Genomic DNA, 17,303 nt, shown 5'->3' with positions numbered 1-17,303 from the left:
TTTTTAAAACCACTGAAATCGAACCAATGAAGCAGAAAAACCTCCTCCTTTGGATATTTTTTCTCCTTATTCTCAACCTACCTTTTTCCTTAACCGCTCAGCAAAACTTGAGCAGTCTGAATCAGGCACTTCGCTATTCCCGGTTTTCCAGGTTAGGGTTGAAAATCATTCCTTTAAAAGTAGATAATAACGAATATCGAGTTCAGTTTCTGGCAGAGAAGATTGAAGAAAACCCTGATTTGAGTGCTTATAGTTTTTCTTACAAAATATTGAGCAGCTATGATCAAGATATTCAGCAGGAAGACACCCAACTGTTCGCTTCTGAGGACCTTAAATATGACACAGACCGTCATTGGGTCTTCGAAAGAACAATCATACTACCTGCGGGACAAAGCCAAGCCATTATTTTGTTCACTGCATTAGACACTCGACAAGGAGACGAATATTTTTATCATCTCGATCTAAAAAGTCCTTTTGTACAAGAGCATCCGACATTCGGTGCCTATTATGCAAATGAGGTTCCTTTCGACCAAAATTATTTGAATGCCGGAGAGGCATTATTATTTAAAACCACCCAAGGCCCTTCTATACACTCTTTCTTTTACCCGGTGGAATTTGAGGTTCCATATCCTCCCATGGAAACCAAACCAGCTCCCGTTCCCAAAGAATTGGAAGTAATAGATCAGGGAGATTTTTTAGAGAACATTCCGAAGGAACTGGATGCTGTAGGTTACTATTTCTTTCAACAGGATACCAGTGAGCTTACGGGATTATTAATCAAAACCACACATGAGGCTTTTCCAAAAGTGAGAGATTGGGATGAAATGGTCCAAATGGTCACCTACATCTCCACGCGAAAAGAACATGAAGATTTGCTTTTAGCTCAGGACAAAAAGAAAGCATTGGATGAATATTGGCTCAAACTCACAAGGAATCCGGAGATTGCCAAGGATTTAATTCGAGAGTATTTCCGACAGGTTGAATTTGCCAACATTTTATTTACAGACTTCAAAGAAGGTTGGAAAACGGATAAGGGCATGGTCTACATCATTATGGGGCCTCCGCAAGAAGTTAATTTTTACCTGGATCGGGAAGTTTGGAGCTATCAGGGAATAGGCGAAAGTTCAAAAATTCGATTTACCTTTGCCCGCGTTAAAAATATTCTAAGCCCACACTATTATACCCTCAACCGATCTCGGGCTTACCAACCGATCTGGTTCAAAAACATATCTCAATGGAGAAGCGGAAAGATGGCTTTTTGATCGAAAAAAGCGAACATGATAAGGATTTTATTTTCGGTACCCGTGCAGTTCTTGAGGCAATTCATGCCAACCGGGAAATTGACAAAATCCTAGTTCAAAAGGATGCTAACAATGATTTGATCAAAGAACTTCTCCTCGAAAGTAAACAGGCTGGTATTCCGGTTGTTCGGGTTCCAGAAGGAAAACTAAACCGCATTACCCGTAAAAACCACCAAGGGGTAATCGCACATCTTTCTTCGATTTCCTATGCATCGCTAGACCATGTTATTGATAATTGCTATGCAGTTGGAAAAGCTCCCCTAATTCTCGTTTTAGATCAGATTACGGATGTTCGGAATTTTGGAGCTATTGCACGTACCGCAGAATGTGCAGGCGTAGATGCCTTGGTTATTCCAGAAAAAGGAAGTGCTCAAATTAACGCAGAAGCCGTAAAAACTTCGGCAGGAGCGCTCAATTTCATCCCTGTTGCCCGAGTCAAAAATCTATTTTTTACGTGCCGGGATTTACAAAAAATGGGACTTTCTCTAGTTGCTATTACAGAAAAGTCAGAAAAGGAAATGTACGAAGCTGATTTTTCAGCTCCTGCCGCCTTGGTTTTAGGATCCGAAGAAAGTGGGATTTCGAATGAAATTTTACAGATCGTTGATGATCGTGTAAAAATCCCTATGGCAGGAAACATTGATAGTTTGAACGTTTCTGTGTCGGCTGGCATCGCTATTTATGAAGCCATTCGGCAGCGAAAAGCCTAATCAGATATATTCCTCCCCTTTTTTTCTAGCATTAGTTACAAAATGTCGGAATCGCTTGTCCCCATCTAGAGGGCAAATGAGAAGTACATTTTCAGACTCACTGACTAGGTAATCTTCCAGTCCTTCCACGACAATCAATTTTTCAGAATCAGACTTGATATAGCTGTTTTTAGTATCAATAAGAATGGCTTGACCTTCAATTACATTTCCCTCTTCGTCTTTCTCTCGAATCTCATGGAGACTTCGCCAAGAGCCTAAATCTGACCAGGTAAAATCTCCTAAAACCACATATACATCCGAGGATTTCTCCATGAGACCATAATCAACAGAAATGTTTTTGAACTGGAGATAAGCCTTGGAAATGAATTCAGCTTCTTTTTCAGTACCAAAATTTTCCATTCCTTCCTGAAACACTTCTGCCAAATCAGGCATGTGCTTTTCCAAGGCGTAGATTAGACTGGTACTTTTCCAGACAAACATCCCCGAATTCCAAACAAAATCCCCACTTTCCAAGAAGGTTTTAGCCAATTTCAAATTTGGCTTTTCCGTAAAGGTCTTCACCTTAACAGCATCTTTCCCACTACCTTCCACATATTGAATGTATCCATACCCTGTTTCCGGTCGGTTCGGTTGGATTCCGAGCGTAATCAAATGTCCTTCGGTCTGGGCTGCATTCAGCGCCTTTTGAATAGCCTTGAAAAACTTCATCTCCTGCTGGATCAAATGGTCTGCAGGTGTGATTATCATGGTCGCTCCAGGACTAATAGAATGAATTTTATACCCAGCGTAAGCGATACATGGGGCCGTATTTTTACGATTAGGTTCACTTAGAATTTGATGGTCTTCCAATTCTGGAAGTTGCTCTTTGACCAAATGGACATACTTACGATAAGTAATTACAAAAAACTGTTCGGGCTCGGCAAGCTCTCGAAAACGATCATAGGTCATTTGGAGCAAGGTTCGACCTGTTCCGAGAATATCTAAAAACTGCTTGGGTCTTTTTCTACGACTATATGGCCAAAAGCGGGAACCAATTCCCCCTGCCATGATAACAATAAAAGGTTTTTGCTGCATTGATACGATTAGACGATTCCTTCTTTCATAAGTTCATGAATATGGATGAACCCCGCAATTTTTTGGCCATCCATCGCGACCAATTGTGTAATATTATGTCTTTTCATGATGTTTAATGCTCGAATAGCATAATCATCTTTGGCTATTGTCTTTGGATTCCGGGTCATTATATCCTTTGCTACGAGGGATCGGATATCCAAAGTTTTCTGAAGCATTCTCCGCAAATCGCCATCAGTAATAATTCCCAACAATTCCCCATTCGAGTCCACCACGCCCGTAGCACCGAGTCGTTTGCTGGATATCTCAACAATCACATCCGCCAAACCAGCACTTTCCAATACCAAAGGAATTTCATCCTCTCGAATAATATCCTCCACCTTCAGGTATAATTGCTTACCAAGCGCTCCTCCTGGATGGTATATGGCAAAATCATCCGATGTAAATCCTTTAGCCTCTAATAAGCAAACAGCTAGGGCATCACCAAGAGCCAAATGCGCGGTCGTACTGGTTGTAGGAGCCAAATTATGAGGGCAGGCTTCTTCCGAAATCGTTGCATTTAATATATAGGTCGCCTGTTCCGCCAGATAACTATTGAGATTACTAACCAAAGCAACTAACACTGAACCGCGCTTTTTCAAAAGAGGCACCAAGACCTTGATTTCTGGAGTATTCCCACTTTTTGAAATGCAAATGACCACATCTTCCTCTTGTACCATCCCCAAATCTCCGTGGATAGCATCGGCCGCATGCATAAATAAGGCTGGGGTCCCTGTTGAATTTAGGGTGGCTACAATTTTATTCGCAATAATGGCGCTTTTTCCAACCCCCGTAATTACCACTCGCCCTTTCGAATTCAAAATAGTATTGACACAGGACTCAAAATCATCGTCTAAAAATCCAATCAGGTTTTTGATTGCATTTGCTTCATTTTGCAAAACCCGCGTGGCTGTTTTTCTAATATTTTTCGCTAAATTCAACTTTACCTGCGTTATTCATTAATATTGTACAAAGGTATAAAAGTAATCCATCTATTGAGATTTTGGCATCTGTTAATCACCCCTTACAGTGGAAGAGAAAGTTAAATCGGAATTAAAGAAAATCTTTGGATTTAGTCAGTTCAGAGGAAATCAAGAGCCCATTGTAGACAATTTGCTCAAAGATCGGAATACCTTCGTGATCATGCCCACTGGTGCAGGAAAATCACTTTGTTACCAACTTCCCGCGGTGGTCAGCGAAGGCACGGCTATTGTAATTTCGCCATTGATCGCTCTAATGAAAAATCAAGTCGATCAACTCAATGCAATTGGAGTCAATGCGCATTTCCTGAACTCTACCCTAACCAAAAGCGAATCAAATCGGGTGAAATCCGAGGTTCTTTCGGGAAAAACCAAGTTGCTCTACGTAGCGCCGGAATCCTTGACCAAGGAAGACAATATCGAATTCCTCAAGTCAGCAAAAATAAGTTTTGTCGCTATCGATGAAGCGCACTGTATTTCCGAATGGGGGCATGATTTCCGTCCTGAATATCGAAAAATCAAATCAATAGTAGCACAAATTGCTCCTCAATTACCCATAATTGCCTTGACTGCCACCGCTACCCCAAAGGTGCAACAGGACATTCAACGCAATTTACAAATGGAAAGTGCGGATTTGTTCAAATCTTCCTTTAACCGAACCAACCTTTTCTATGAGGTTCGGGCAAAAGTGAAAAATGAGACCAAAAAACAGCTGATTAAATTCATCAAATCCCATAAAGGGAAATCAGGAATTATTTACTGCTTAAGTCGTAAAAAAGTAGAAGAAATCGCTGATTTACTTCGCGTCAACCAAATCAACGCTGCTCCTTACCATGCAGGTTTGGAAGCATCTGTGAGAATGAAGAATCAGGATGACTTCCTAAATGAAGAAGTGGATGTGATAGTGGCTACCATTGCCTTTGGGATGGGAATCGATAAGCCGGATGTACGATACGTCATTCACTATGATGTTCCGAAATCTTTGGAAGGATACTACCAAGAAACCGGTCGTGCGGGAAGAGATGGATTAGAAGGCCACTGCTTGATGTTTTATCGCTATGAAGACATTATCAAGCTGGATAAATTCAACAAAGACAAGGCGGTAACAGAACGGGAAAATGCAAAAATCCTTCTCCAAGAAATGGCTGCATATGCTGAGACTGGAGTATGCCGAAGGAAATTCATTCTGGACTATTTCGGGGAGACCATGGAAGAGGATTGCGGCTTTTGTGACAATTGTAAGCGGGAGCGGGAAACCTTTGAAGGCATGGAATTGCTGCAAACCGTCCTAGAAGCAGTTACTCAAACGCAAGAACGCTTTGGTTTGGATCATTTGGTAAATGTGATCCTAGGCGAATCCAATGACTATATTGAAAGCTATAAGCATAATAAGCTTCCTGTCTATGGAAAAGGCAAAGGGGAATCTCCTAAAATCTGGACTTCAGTCATAAGGCAGGCATTGGTCATGAATTTCCTTGAAAAGGATATCGAGAATTATGGAATCCTTAAAATCACACCAAAAGGCTTAGAGTTCTTAGACAGCCCTAATGAAGTGGATCTGTATAAGGATCATGATTATGAACACGAAATTCAAAATGCACAGCCGGAAATTGATGTTTCTGCAGGAGGAGTAGCTTATGATGAGAAGCTTTTTGAACTCCTCAAAGCGGAACGAAAAAAAGTTGCCCGTTCGAAAGGTTTACCCCCTTATGTGATTTTCCAAGACCCTTCATTGGAAGAAATGGCCACCCTCTATCCTACTACGCGTGAGGAACTGGCACAAATCAATGGAGTGGGAATGGGAAAAGTCGCTAAATTTGGAGCACCTTTTCTAAAACTCATTGCCAACTACGTGGAGGAAAATGAGATCGAAACGGCATCTGAGGTTGTTGTAAAAACAGCCGGAGCGAGGTCAAAAGTTAAAATTTCCATCATTCAACAAATCGATCGGAAAATTGACTTGGACGAAATCGCCGACAACCTGAATATTAGTATGGATGAATTGCTTCAGGAAATTGAACAAATCATTTACTCCGGCACCAAATTGAACATCGACTACTACATTCAGCACATCATGGATGAAGAACGAGAAGACATTCTCCATGATTACTTTATGAATGCAGAAAGCGACAACATTCAAGCTGCACTGGATGAGCTGGAAGAGGAAGACTTTGCAGAAGATGAACTGCGAGTCTACCGAATCAAGTTTATTTCAGAGCATGCAAATTAAATCGACGTAATTAAATGAATATACTACTCCTTGGAAGCGGAGGCCGTGAACATGCCTTTGCTTGGAAGATTGTACAAAGTCCAAAATGCAGTCAACTTTTTGTTGCCCCGGGAAATGCCGGAACTGCAGCTATCGCTACTAATTTGGCCATTGGCGTAACTGATTTTGAAAAAATCAAATCCGCAATTATCAACCATCAGATTGATTTATTGGTCGTTGGGCCGGAAGAACCCTTGGTAAAAGGGCTAGTCGATTATTTGGCCAGTCAAGAATCCACTAAATCCATTCCAGTTGTTGGCCCTTCCCAACTTGGGGCAACGCTCGAAGGAAGTAAAGATTTTTCGAAGAGGTTTATGCAGCGCCATCAAATTCCGACGGCCGCATATGAAACCTTTGATGCCAATCAACTGGAACAAGGATTAGCCTATCTGGAAAAACAAAATCTCCCGATTGTCCTTAAAGCCGATGGTTTAGCAGCTGGAAAGGGTGTCCTCATTTGCCAGACACTGGAAGAAGCCAAGGAATCTCTTCAAGAAATGCTTCTTGAACAAAAATTTGGAGAGGCCTCAGCAAAAGTTGTAATCGAAGAGTTTTTGACAGGAATTGAGCTTTCTGTATTTGTAGCAACAGATGGCAAGAACTACAAAATTCTCCCTGAAGCGAAAGATTATAAAAGAATCGGTGAAGGAGATACTGGTTTGAATACCGGCGGAATGGGTGCTGTAAGCCCTGTGATTTTTGCAGACGCCAGCTTCATGCAAAAAGTAGAAGAGCGGATCGTCCAACCGACAGTAGCTGGACTTGCTGCTGAAGACATTCCTTATAAAGGCTTTTTGTTTATAGGCCTGATGAATAAAAACGGTGACCCTTATGTCATTGAGTACAATGTAAGAATGGGAGACCCGGAAACTGAAGCCGTTTTACCGCGGATAGAAAGTGATTTTGTGGATTTATTATGGGGAATCGCCACAGAATCTCTAAAAGATTATGAATTGAAAATCTCTCCTGATTATGCAACTACAGTAGTCATGGTCAGTGGAGGTTATCCAGGAAGTTATCAAAAAGGGCATATTATCTCGCTTCCATCAGATACGGAAAATACAACCATTTTCCATGCTGGAACTGGAAGAAATGAAACTGGAGACTTGACCAATCAGGGTGGACGTGTACTAGCGATAACCGGTCGAGGAAAAGAGCTTCAAGAATCTTTAGAGCGGACCTTTTCTATCGTCGAAAAGATCAGCTGGAAAGACCATTATTACCGAAAGGATATCGGTCAGGATATTCTAAAATTGATTAACTAAACCCAAATCAAATCAGGACTTGTTCCTGTAGCAATATATGTCAGGATGTAGTAGCTGCTCTACCTCCACAGGAGGCACCGGAGGTTGTCAAAATAACGGTACCTGCGGCACGAGCGATTGTAATAAAATGAATTCCTTTGACTGGCTTGCCCACATGGGAATTCCCGAAGTGGACAATTTCGACATCGTCGAAGTTAAATTTAAGGGAGGCAGAAAGGAATATTTTCGAAATGTAGATTATTTGGACCTTCATACCGGAGATCCTGTGGTAGTAGATGTACCTAGCGGGCATCACATTGGATATGTATCCTTGCAGGGAGAGCTTGTTCGCTTGCAAATGCAAAAGCGAAAAATCCGGGATGATGACAATATTACCCGTATTTACCGCATCGCCACTGAAAAGGATCTCGAAAAATGGGAGGAAGCCAAAAATCGAGAAATACCTTCCCTTTATCGGTGCCGTCAAATCATCCAAGAATTAGGGCTCAAAATGAAGCTCTCAGACGTAGAGTACCAAGCGGATAATAGCAAGGCTACTTTTTATTATTCCGCAGATGAGCGAGTTGATTTTAGAGAATTGATCAAGCTCTTAGCTGGAGAATTCCGAATTCGGGTAGAAATGCGTCAAATCAGCCTTCGTCAAGAAGCTGGTAGATTGGGAGGTATTGGGGTTTGTGGACGGGAATTGTGCTGCTCTACCTGGTTGGTTGATTTCAAAAACGTCAGTACTTCGGCAGCCCGGTATCAAAATCTCAGCCTGAATCCATCCAAACTTAGCGGACAATGTGGTAGGTTAAAATGCTGTCTGAATTACGAATTGGACACCTACATGGAGGCTATCAAAAATATCCCTACAATAGAGAAGCCTCTACAAACAGAGCAAGGTCCAGCAAAACTTCAAAAGACGGATATTTTCAGACGTTTGATGTGGTTTAGCTATAACAATGACAATGACTGGCATACCATCAGTTGCGACCGGGTTATTGAGATTATGGAATTGAATTCAAAAGGCATCAAAGTATTCAATTTGCATGTCAATGAATCAACTGAACTAGAAGACATAGCCGCTCAATCTACTTTGGAACTTGAACTTTTGGACAAGAAATTCTCCAAAAAGAAAAAGAAGAAAAAGAAAAACCGAAACAGACCTCGGCCCCAAGAAGGAACGGCGCAAAACACGAAGCAAATACCTGCACCGCCGAAACAAGAGCTTTCAAATAATTCAAGGGAAGAGGGAAAACGAGTTGGTAATCAACCTCAAAAGCGAAGAAATCCGAAGCGAAAACCTCGTCAAAAACCAGAAATGGGATCGCAGGAGAATAAAAATTCAAATCAACCCACGGCTTCTGCTTCTGAAAACTCTAACAATCAGCGGCAAAAGCGAAAATTCCCTCCAAGGAGGAACCAAAAACCAAATAATGGAAAGAGTGATGAATAGGCTAGCATTCCCTTTTCTTGTTCTTTCTATCCTCTTGTTTTCCTGCACGGATAACAGGCTCTATGAATCTTATGAATCCATCTCTCCAGATGGGTGGGGAATGAGCGATAGTTTGGTATACGATATTTCATCTCTTACCGAAAAACCTGCTCATACTTTAATTGGAGTGCGGTATAAGGATGATTATCCCTATTCCAATTGCTATATCCGGCTTTTGAAGAGAGATTCTACCCACACCATTCTGGAAGATAAGTTAATTGATATTACCCTTTTTGACTCCAAAGGTGAACCATTGGGAGAAGGTTTTGGAAGCACTTATACGGTATATGACTCCATTACACTTGAAGTGGAGGATCAAGTCAATTCCCTTGTTCTCCTTCAATATATGCGAGAGGAACAACTGAAAGGAATTGAAGCTGTAGGAATCAAATTTCTTAAAAAGTAAAAAAGGTCCTAAGGACCTTTTTTTATTGATTTCTCATTTTCTTATAAGCATTGATCAACCCATTGGTAGAACTATCATGGGTTGTGATTTCCTCATCATTTTGAAGTTCGGGAAGAATGCTACTTGCCAATACTTTCCCAAGCTCCACACCCCATTGATCAAAGCTGAAAATATTCCAAATCACCCCTTGGACGAAAATCTTATGCTCATACATTGCGATCAGCATACCTAAACTATATGGTGTGATTTTTTTAACCAGAATTGAGTTGGTAGGACGATTTCCTTCAAAAACTCGATGAGGCGCTACCCTATTAATTTCTTCCAATGATTTTCCAGCTTGATTCATTTCCTTTCGGATTTGATCTAAGCTCTTTCCATTCATCAAAGCTTCTGTCTGAGCAAAGAAATTGGAAAGTAATTTTTGGTGATGATCTCCAATTGGATTGTGAGAAATTGCCGGTGCAATAAAATCACAAGGAATCAAGTGGGTCCCTTGATGGATTAATTGATAAAAAGCGTGCTGCCCATTCGTTCCAGGTTCACCCCAAATAATCGGCCCCGTGGTATAGGTGACCTTCTCCCCTGTTCTGGAAACATACTTACCGTTACTTTCCATATTTCCCTGTTGAAAGTAAGCGGCAAAGCGATGCATATACTGGTTATAGGGTAAAATCGCCTCCGAACAAGCTCCTAGAAAATTGGTATTCCAGATTCCTATCAAAGCTAAGATTACAGGGATATTTCGATCAAACATGGAATTTCTAAAATGTAAGTCCATGGCATGACCTCCAGCTAGCAACTGTTCAAAATTTTCAAATCCAATGGCACATGCGATGGGAAGACCAATCGCAGACCAAAGGGAGTAACGACCCCCAACCCAATCCCAAAACTCAAACATATTCTCGGGATCAATTCCAAATGCCTCTACGCCTTTTTGATTGGTAGAAAGGGCCACAAAATGCTTCGCAATTGCTTTTTCATCGTTTGCCTTCTCGAGAAACCAATTTCTTGCAGTATGTGCATTAGTCATGGTCTCTTGCGTCGTGAATGTTTTGGAGGCAATAAAAAAGAGCGTTGTCTCTGGATCGACTTTCTTCAGCGTTTCCGCAATATGGGTCCCGTCCACATTCGAAACAAAGTAGATTTCCAAGTCTTTAGATTGAAATGGCTTTAGGGCTTCGGTTACCATTACAGGTCCCAAATCCGAACCACCAATTCCAATATTAACCAAGCTTTTGATTGGCTTTCCTGTATATCCCAACCATTGTCCTTTTTGGACTTTGGTAGAAAAAACCTTCATTTTCTCCAACACCCGATTAACCTCAGGCATTACATCTTCCCCATCTACGTAAACAGGCGAATTTGTCCGGTTCCTTAATGCAGTATGCAGAACGGCTCTGCCTTCCGTTCCATTAATGTGCTCACCGGAAAACATCGCCTCTATCCCTTCATGCAATTTGGTTTCTCTGGCTAGGTCAAACAACGCATCAAAAATTTCATCATTAATGCGGTTTTTAGAAAAATCGACCAACATATCCTCAAGGGTCAAACTATAACGTTCAAACCTTTCGTATTCAGAGAAAAGACTAGCTATGGTAAGATCTTTATATTTCTCAGACAGGCTTTGCAATCTAGCCCAAGCCTCAGTTTTTACAGGATTTATATTCGATAACATAGGTTTCAATAGGATTGGGAACAAAAATAAGATTTATGCTTGAATTAAGAATCCAAGACTTAGGTATTAAAAAGTAAGCAACAGCTTATCGATTCGTGATCTAGCCAATATCTAAAAAATACCCATTGGAAAGATTCCAATGGGTACCGTTTTTAATTTTGATTCTGTGCTTTTTCTTCTGCTTTGGCTTTCCTCTTAAAGCCTTTTCGGAATGGCCAAGTATATTCTAAAGCTTCCATTCCACGATTGAGATTATAAGTAGCAGAGTCAGTATTTATCAAGGTGCTCTTCAGTGATTCGGCGAATTCCGGATCATTGAGCAACAAGCCCAAGGTATTATTAGGATCATCAAGCTTTTCAGAAATTTCCGTCAGCTTTTGGGTTAATTCCTCTGTATTTGAAGCAGCGGATTTGAAGCTTTCCATGGTGGCACGAATATCCTGAGCTATTTCTCTATCGCTCACCAAATCGTTGAATAGATTTCCTTCTTCGTTCAACTTTCCTGTAAATTCATTCAACTCAGCCAACATTCGATTACTGTTAATACTGGCTCGATTAAGATTATTCAGAATAGACTTGAAGTTTTCAGCCAATAATGAATCTGTCATCACCGCTCCCACAATCCCCTCTCCTTGAGCAAGCTTGCTTGTTAACAATTTGAGATCATTGGTGATTTCCACCAGGTTTTCATTATTAACCTGAAGAGTTTCCATCATTTGATCCGTATCCAAAGGCATTACCGCCTCCAATCGATCTCCATCTTGAACAGGTGGAGCCTGAGTTGACCCTCCATAGATCACAATAATTTTATTCCCAATAAGACCATCTGAGCTAATGGTGGCCTTAGAGTCTTTTCTGATAAATTCGGCGACGGACTCCTCCACATTCATTTCTACTTCAACCTGGGAATCTCCATAGAAATTGATTTTACGAACAGTTCCGATTTTAACACCTGAAAACCAAATATTATTTCCTGTTTGCAAACCGCCGATATCATCGAAAACGGCCTTAAGCGCAATAGATTTCACAAATTTTTTCTGCTGACCTCCCAAGGTCAATACGCCTGCTACGAGAATAGCAATTCCCAGAAAAACAAAGATTCCGACGATAACGGACCGTTTATTTTCGCCTCTCATGATTCAATAAAATTATAATCGTAGAATGATTTTATTCGCCTGTCTTCGGCATGAGGGAATACTTCCTCAAAAGTCCCCATTGCTCTAAATTGTCCATCTAAAAGAACCGCCATTCGATCTCCTGTCATTTTTGCACAGGCTAAATCGTGGGTAATCACGATGGAAGTGGTTTTGTACCGCTCTCGCACCTCATTGATCAAATTATTGATCTCCACGCAAGTAATTGGATCCAATCCTGCAGTAGGCTCATCATAAAGCATAATCTCAGGGTTAAGGATTAGCGTGCGGGCTACACCGATTCGCTTTTTTTGTCCGCCCGAAAGCTCGGAAGGCATTTGATTGATAGTTTGAGGAAGCCCAACTGCATCGAGCAACTCCTCTATTCGATAATTGATTTCTTTCTTTGTCAGATTCTTTATGTTTCTTACCAGAGGGAACTCCATATTTTCCCGAACAGTCATGGAATCATACAAAGCTGAATTTTGGAAAGAAAATCCAATTTTAAGCCGCAGGGCATTCAATTCTTTTTGAGTAAGGTTGGATACTTCCTGACCCAAAACCTCCATCTGACCTTTATCTTGTTTGAGAAGTCCAACCATGATTTTGATCAATACGGACTTTCCCGTTCCAGATCGTCCGAGAACCACCAAATTTTCTTCCCGATGGAGATCCAAATCAACACCTTTCAAGACATCTAGATCACCAAAACTCTTGTATAAACCCCTTACTTCAACAACTTTATTTGTCATGACTACATCCCCCGTATTGCGTTTACTACTTGAAGAACAAGCAATTCTTCAATAAAGATCAAGAACATAGAAATAACGACTGCTGAATTGGCAGCACGCCCTACTCCTTCGGTTCCCTTGGAAGAATGATAGCCTTTATAACAGCCCACAATTCCAATTGTGAAGCCAAAAAGAAGGGATTTTAAAACCGAAGACCAAATATCTAAGAACGAGATGGATTCAAACACTTGAACAAAAAAGGTTGAAAGACTGACCAATTCGTTTGCATTAACATTTAGAAAAGATCCGATAAGCGCCACGAAGTCGGTATACATTACCAAAACCGGAATCATAAAGGTGGTAGCCAAAACTCGAGTAACCACCAAAAATTTAAATGGACTTGTAGCTGACACTTCCATGGCATCAATCTGCTCGGTTACTTTCATAGAGCCGATTTCAGCACCAATGCTGGATCCTACCTTTCCAGCAGCAATCAAGGCTGTAACCAAAGGCCCCATGGCACGAACAACCGCAATTGATATCAAGGAAGGTAACCAGGAAGTCGCTCCAAATTCAGATAAGGATGGTCGCGATTGATTGGTAAATACAATCCCGACAATAAATCCTGTCAAAGAGATTAAAGGAAGGGACTCTACACCAATACGGTAACATTGATGCACCACCTCTTTAAACTCATATGGTGGAAGAAATACCTCCTGCCAAAATCGTCTCACAAAATTCCACGCGTCAGCGAGACCCGTGAAAAATTTGTCAATTTTTTTTGAAAGAAATGGTTTACGATCGTCTGCTTCTTCAGCCATAGGATGCTAAATCTAAAGAGTTTGGTCTAATTGCCCGTAGGAAGCTTTGCAAAGAAAATAAAATAAAAATCAACGAGTTCAATATCACCATTAAATTTAACGAAACTTTAGTGACCTGAAACAAAACTTTATTCTAAATCCAACTTCAACTTAAAATATGATTTCCAGCCTTCTCTTTACTTTAAAAGAAAGGGCTTCAGAAAACATCATCTTTAAAATTTTACATGTTTTCTCCTTTAATCTTTTTGAACCGAAAACTTTCCAAAGATTCAATTAAGAGGAAACAAAATTTTTGACAAATGAAAGAATTTTGAAGCCATTAAAAATGGAGAAAAAAAGAGCTATTTCTTTGACCAAAGCTAGAAGGTGATTCAAGAAAAATTCACCTGAATTTAATTTTAATAAACTCACAAAGGCCAAGCAAAAAAAAATGATTTTGACTTCTGGTCAAAAGATGAAATATTGATAAAATTCGTTCAATCTTTTAAGTGAAATCTTAGAGAATTCCTGAACTGGAAAAAGAGAATTATGGAAGGAAATAAAAGTCAATTTTTCTAATAATTTTTACTCAATAGAGACGTAAAAAATCATGCCTTCAAGACGTCCAAAATTTGGATAAATCCTGACTCTTCCAACGGCTTTTCGAGGATCAATTTCACCTGATCAACTTGCGCTTTTTTCTGTTGGTCTAGTGGCGAAATATTACCGGTTAAAAAGACAACAGGAGCCTGTGAAAACTTTTGGATTTCGGACACAAATTTCCAACCAATCTCACTGCCCAAATTCAAATCTGAGATTATCAAATCAACCTCATTTTGTGACAACCAACCCTTCGCATCTTGGGCATTTTCAAAAAATTCAGAGTCCCAATTCGGAAGGTGAATTTGAAATAACTTGCGCAACAATAGGTGCTGGATTCGATCATCATCTAAAAAAATCAATCGGGGCATAAGGTAAAGTAGGTTGATCTGATTAAACTTTTGGAAATCTAATTCTCCTGAAAATTTTGGATCTCCAAAAATATTCCGAATTGCTGAAAAGCTGAATTTTGAATGAAAGTTTTATTTTTTAGATAAATCTAATTTTTTTAGCTAACACTAATTTTGAGACTCCTAAACTAGGTATATACAATTTTAAATCAATTAGTTATGAACTTTTTACTAAACTTATTTATAAGCTAATTTTTAGCCATGTGTGAAATAAAAAAATAATTGTTCCAGCAATCCTACATCATCCTATTTCAAGATTCGGGCCAGAAAAAAGGAGTATCGATTACGATAGATTTTCCCTATATCTAAGTATTTTTCCGCTTCTAAGAACTAACCTATGCCGGAATCAACGACTCCAACAAAAAGACAACGAAACCAATTTATCCGATTCTTAATTTACCTCAGAGAACGTTTTGATCTTCATGATGGAAAGGAAGATGAGCTCGAAACTATCGAGTATATCCGAAAGAATGTAGAGTTTAGAGGAGCTAATCTTTGGATCCTGATCTTTGCGATTTTTGTAGCCTCCATCGGACTTAATGTCAACTCCACGGCAGTCATAATTGGTGCCATGTTGATCTCCCCATTAATGGGTCCAATTATGGGTATTGGGATGGCTGCCGGCATCAATGATTTTGAGTTGTTGAAACGCTCTTTGCGAAACTTGGGAGTGGCTGTATTTATTGCGATTTTAACCTCTTCTATTTACTTCCTTTTTACACCTCTCGATGATGCACAATCAGAGCTTTTGGCAAGGACCGAACCAACCATCTGGGATGTATTAATTGCCCTCTTCGGAGGCCTTGCCGGAATCGTGGCAGGCTCACGAAAAGAGAAGAGTAATGCAATCCCCGGAGTAGCCATTGCGACGGCTTTGATGCCCCCTCTTTGTACGGCTGGATACGGCCTAGCGACAATGAATCTTTACTTCTTTTTCGGAGCCTTTTATCTCTTCTTTATCAACTCAGTTTTTATCAGTCTTTCCACTTATTTGATTGTTCGATTCATGAAGTATCCGAAAAAGGAATTCATGGATGAGAAAAAAGAAAAGCGGGTCCAAACGTACATCACCCTGTTCACTTTATTGACCATCATCCCGAGTGTTTTTTTGGCATATGGAATTGTAATCCGGACTCTTTGGCAAGAACAAGCCCGAAAATTTATTCAGGTAGAAATGAAGTTTCCCCGAACTCAAGTTTTAAACTCTAATTTTGATTATTCAAATAACCCACCTCAAATCGAAGTGATGCTTATTGGGGAGGAATTGGATGAGGAAATCCTGGAAATTACCAAATCAAAGGCGGCAGACTATAATCTGGGGAATACTGAAATTATCATTCAACAAAGTGGCAACTCCCCTACCGACCTAAATGTGCTACGATCCGATATTTTGAAAGACTTGTATGAGCGAAATGAAGAGATCATTAGAAATAAAGATGAGCGCATTTCCTTATTGGAGGAAGAAGTAGCGAATTATGGACAGATCCGGGCTTTGGGGCCAGAAATTGCCCAAGAAGCAAAAATTAACCATCCAAATTTGCGTAAATTCACTTTAAATCGGACAGTCTTAAGCGATTTGGAAAAAGCTCAATCAGATACTTTATTGATGGCTTTTGCAGAATTTAGAAAAAAACCAACCCATTCTGAAACCAAGCGCTTTTTGGATTGGCTGAAAATTAGAACGAAATCCGATACTGTTGCCCTCATTCTAAAATAAATCCACGATGAAAATCCTTAGCCTTTCTTTTGCTCTCATATTTTCTTGCATGCTTAGTTCCTATGCCCAAAACTCTTCTTATGATGAGGAATTGGCAAAAAAACTTGGCGCCGATGATTATGGGATGAAGAAGTATGTCATTGCATTTTTATACCGAGGAGACAAGATCAGTGAGTACAGCGAAGAAGAGCGGGCCCAACTTCAGCGTGGTCATATGGATAACATTACCCGCCTGGCAGAAGAAGGGAAAATGGTATTGGCGGGTCCTTTTTTCGGAAATGAAGACCTTAGAGGACTATTTTTCTTTAATGTTGAATCCATCGAAGAGGCAAAAGCATTAACAGAATCAGATCCCTCCATCAAAGCGGGAGTACTTAAAATGGAATTGAAAGAATGGTATGGTTCGGCAGCTCTACCACTTTTACTTGAACTTCATTCAAAAATTTCAAAAGAGGATATATAATGGGCTTTTGGATATTTTTCTGATGCTTTTTAAGGTTTTCTTATCGATTGCTTAGATATTTTAAAATCAAGTCTTTCAATTCACAATCCCTTAACCTTCTTCCCATTTATTTTCCGTACCTTTGCGGCTTGAAAAACGCAGCGCATGCAGAATATTAGAAATATCGCGATTATCGCACACGTTGACCACGGTAAAACGACTCTGGTGGACGAACTTCTCAAACAAAGCGGCCAGTTCCGTGAAAACCAGCGTGTTG

The 17,303-nt window shown here is 40.2% G+C and carries 16 protein-coding genes; 9 read left to right on the top strand and 7 right to left on the bottom strand.

Features of this window, described 5'->3' with window-relative positions:
• Positions 1-26 precede the first annotated feature (26 nt).
• Together HWE15_RS06080 and rlmB are read left to right on the top strand one after the other, a co-directional pair.
• Complete coding sequence (locus HWE15_RS06080) at positions 27-1,262, top strand: GWxTD domain-containing protein (protein WP_290506622.1); 1,236 nt, start codon at positions 27-29, stop codon at positions 1,260-1,262.
• The gene (gene rlmB, locus HWE15_RS06075) at positions 1,235-2,011 is read left to right on the top strand and encodes a 23S rRNA (guanosine(2251)-2'-O)-methyltransferase RlmB (protein WP_290506621.1); all 777 of its coding nucleotides are present in this window, start codon (positions 1,235-1,237) and stop codon (positions 2,009-2,011) included. The genes HWE15_RS06080 and rlmB overlap by 28 nt, the downstream gene beginning before the upstream one ends.
• Here the strand turns inward: rlmB and HWE15_RS06070 are convergent, their stop codons facing one another.
• Both HWE15_RS06070 and HWE15_RS06065 read right to left on the bottom strand, forming a co-directional pair.
• Complete coding sequence (locus HWE15_RS06070) at positions 2,012-3,085, bottom strand: mannose-1-phosphate guanylyltransferase (protein WP_290506620.1); 1,074 nt, start codon at positions 3,083-3,085, stop codon at positions 2,012-2,014.
• Between the two features lie 8 nt (positions 3,086-3,093).
• A complete protein-coding gene (locus tag HWE15_RS06065) occupies positions 3,094-4,062 on the bottom strand; it encodes an SIS domain-containing protein (protein ID WP_290506619.1) in 969 nt (322 codons plus the stop codon).
• 88 nt (positions 4,063-4,150) lie between these two features.
• On the opposite strand from HWE15_RS06065, the gene recQ reads away from it, so the two are divergent.
• From recQ to HWE15_RS06045, 4 genes are read left to right on the top strand one after another with little or no spacing between them, the layout of a single operon-like run.
• On the top strand, positions 4,151-6,331 hold the full coding sequence (recQ, locus tag HWE15_RS06060) for a DNA helicase RecQ (RefSeq protein WP_290506618.1): 2,181 nt from the start codon (positions 4,151-4,153) through the stop codon (positions 6,329-6,331).
• 14 nt (positions 6,332-6,345) lie between these two features.
• Positions 6,346-7,635 (top strand): phosphoribosylamine--glycine ligase, encoded by a 1,290-nt coding sequence (gene purD, locus HWE15_RS06055; protein ID WP_290506617.1) that lies wholly within the window; start codon positions 6,346-6,348, stop codon positions 7,633-7,635.
• A gap of 37 nt (positions 7,636-7,672) precedes the next feature.
• Positions 7,673-9,073 (top strand): regulatory iron-sulfur-containing complex subunit RicT, encoded by a 1,401-nt coding sequence (locus tag HWE15_RS06050; protein WP_290506616.1) that lies wholly within the window; start codon positions 7,673-7,675, stop codon positions 9,071-9,073.
• Complete coding sequence (locus tag HWE15_RS06045) at positions 9,066-9,518, top strand: gliding motility lipoprotein GldH (protein ID WP_290506615.1); 453 nt, start codon at positions 9,066-9,068, stop codon at positions 9,516-9,518. The genes HWE15_RS06050 and HWE15_RS06045 overlap by 8 nt, the downstream gene beginning before the upstream one ends.
• Before the next feature lie 22 nt (positions 9,519-9,540).
• Here HWE15_RS06045 and pgi read toward each other — a convergent pair whose 3' ends face one another.
• From pgi to HWE15_RS06020, 5 genes are all read right to left on the bottom strand, one after another.
• Entirely contained in the window at positions 9,541-11,193 is a 1,653-nt protein-coding gene (pgi, locus tag HWE15_RS06040; protein ID WP_290506614.1) for a glucose-6-phosphate isomerase, read from the bottom strand.
• A 152-nt stretch (positions 11,194-11,345) separates the two neighbouring features.
• Positions 11,346-12,329 (bottom strand): MlaD family protein, encoded by a 984-nt coding sequence (locus HWE15_RS06035; protein ID WP_290506613.1) that lies wholly within the window; start codon positions 12,327-12,329, stop codon positions 11,346-11,348.
• On the bottom strand, positions 12,326-13,078 hold the full coding sequence (locus tag HWE15_RS06030) for an ABC transporter ATP-binding protein (RefSeq protein WP_290506612.1): 753 nt from the start codon (positions 13,076-13,078) through the stop codon (positions 12,326-12,328). The genes HWE15_RS06035 and HWE15_RS06030 overlap by 4 nt, the downstream gene beginning before the upstream one ends.
• 2 nt (positions 13,079-13,080) lie before the next feature.
• Positions 13,081-13,878: an ABC transporter permease gene (locus HWE15_RS06025; RefSeq protein ID WP_290506611.1), complete on the bottom strand. Its 798-nt coding sequence runs from the start codon at positions 13,876-13,878 to the stop codon at positions 13,081-13,083.
• A 587-nt stretch (positions 13,879-14,465) separates the two neighbouring features.
• On the bottom strand, positions 14,466-14,828 hold the full coding sequence (locus HWE15_RS06020; protein WP_290506610.1) for a response regulator: 363 nt from the start codon (positions 14,826-14,828) through the stop codon (positions 14,466-14,468).
• A gap of 376 nt (positions 14,829-15,204) precedes the next feature.
• On the opposite strand from HWE15_RS06020, the gene HWE15_RS06015 reads away from it, so the two are divergent.
• From HWE15_RS06015 to HWE15_RS06005, 3 genes are all read left to right on the top strand, one after another.
• Positions 15,205-16,584, top strand: coding sequence for a TIGR00341 family protein (locus HWE15_RS06015; RefSeq protein ID WP_290506609.1), 1,380 nt, complete (start codon positions 15,205-15,207; stop codon positions 16,582-16,584).
• A gap of 7 nt (positions 16,585-16,591) precedes the next feature.
• A complete protein-coding gene (locus HWE15_RS06010) occupies positions 16,592-17,047 on the top strand; it encodes a YciI family protein (protein WP_290506608.1) in 456 nt (151 codons plus the stop codon).
• Between the two features lie 144 nt (positions 17,048-17,191).
• Positions 17,192-17,303, top strand: a 112-nt coding sequence (locus HWE15_RS06005) for a GTP-binding protein (protein ID WP_290506720.1), incomplete at its 3' end; no start/stop codon positions are given.

The organism is Algoriphagus sp. (assembly GCF_013373065.1).
Classification (GTDB): domain Bacteria; phylum Bacteroidota; class Bacteroidia; order Cytophagales; family Cyclobacteriaceae; genus Algoriphagus.
Note: the sequence above shows the minus strand (reverse complement) of the source record. Positions and strands in the feature narration are given on the sequence as shown.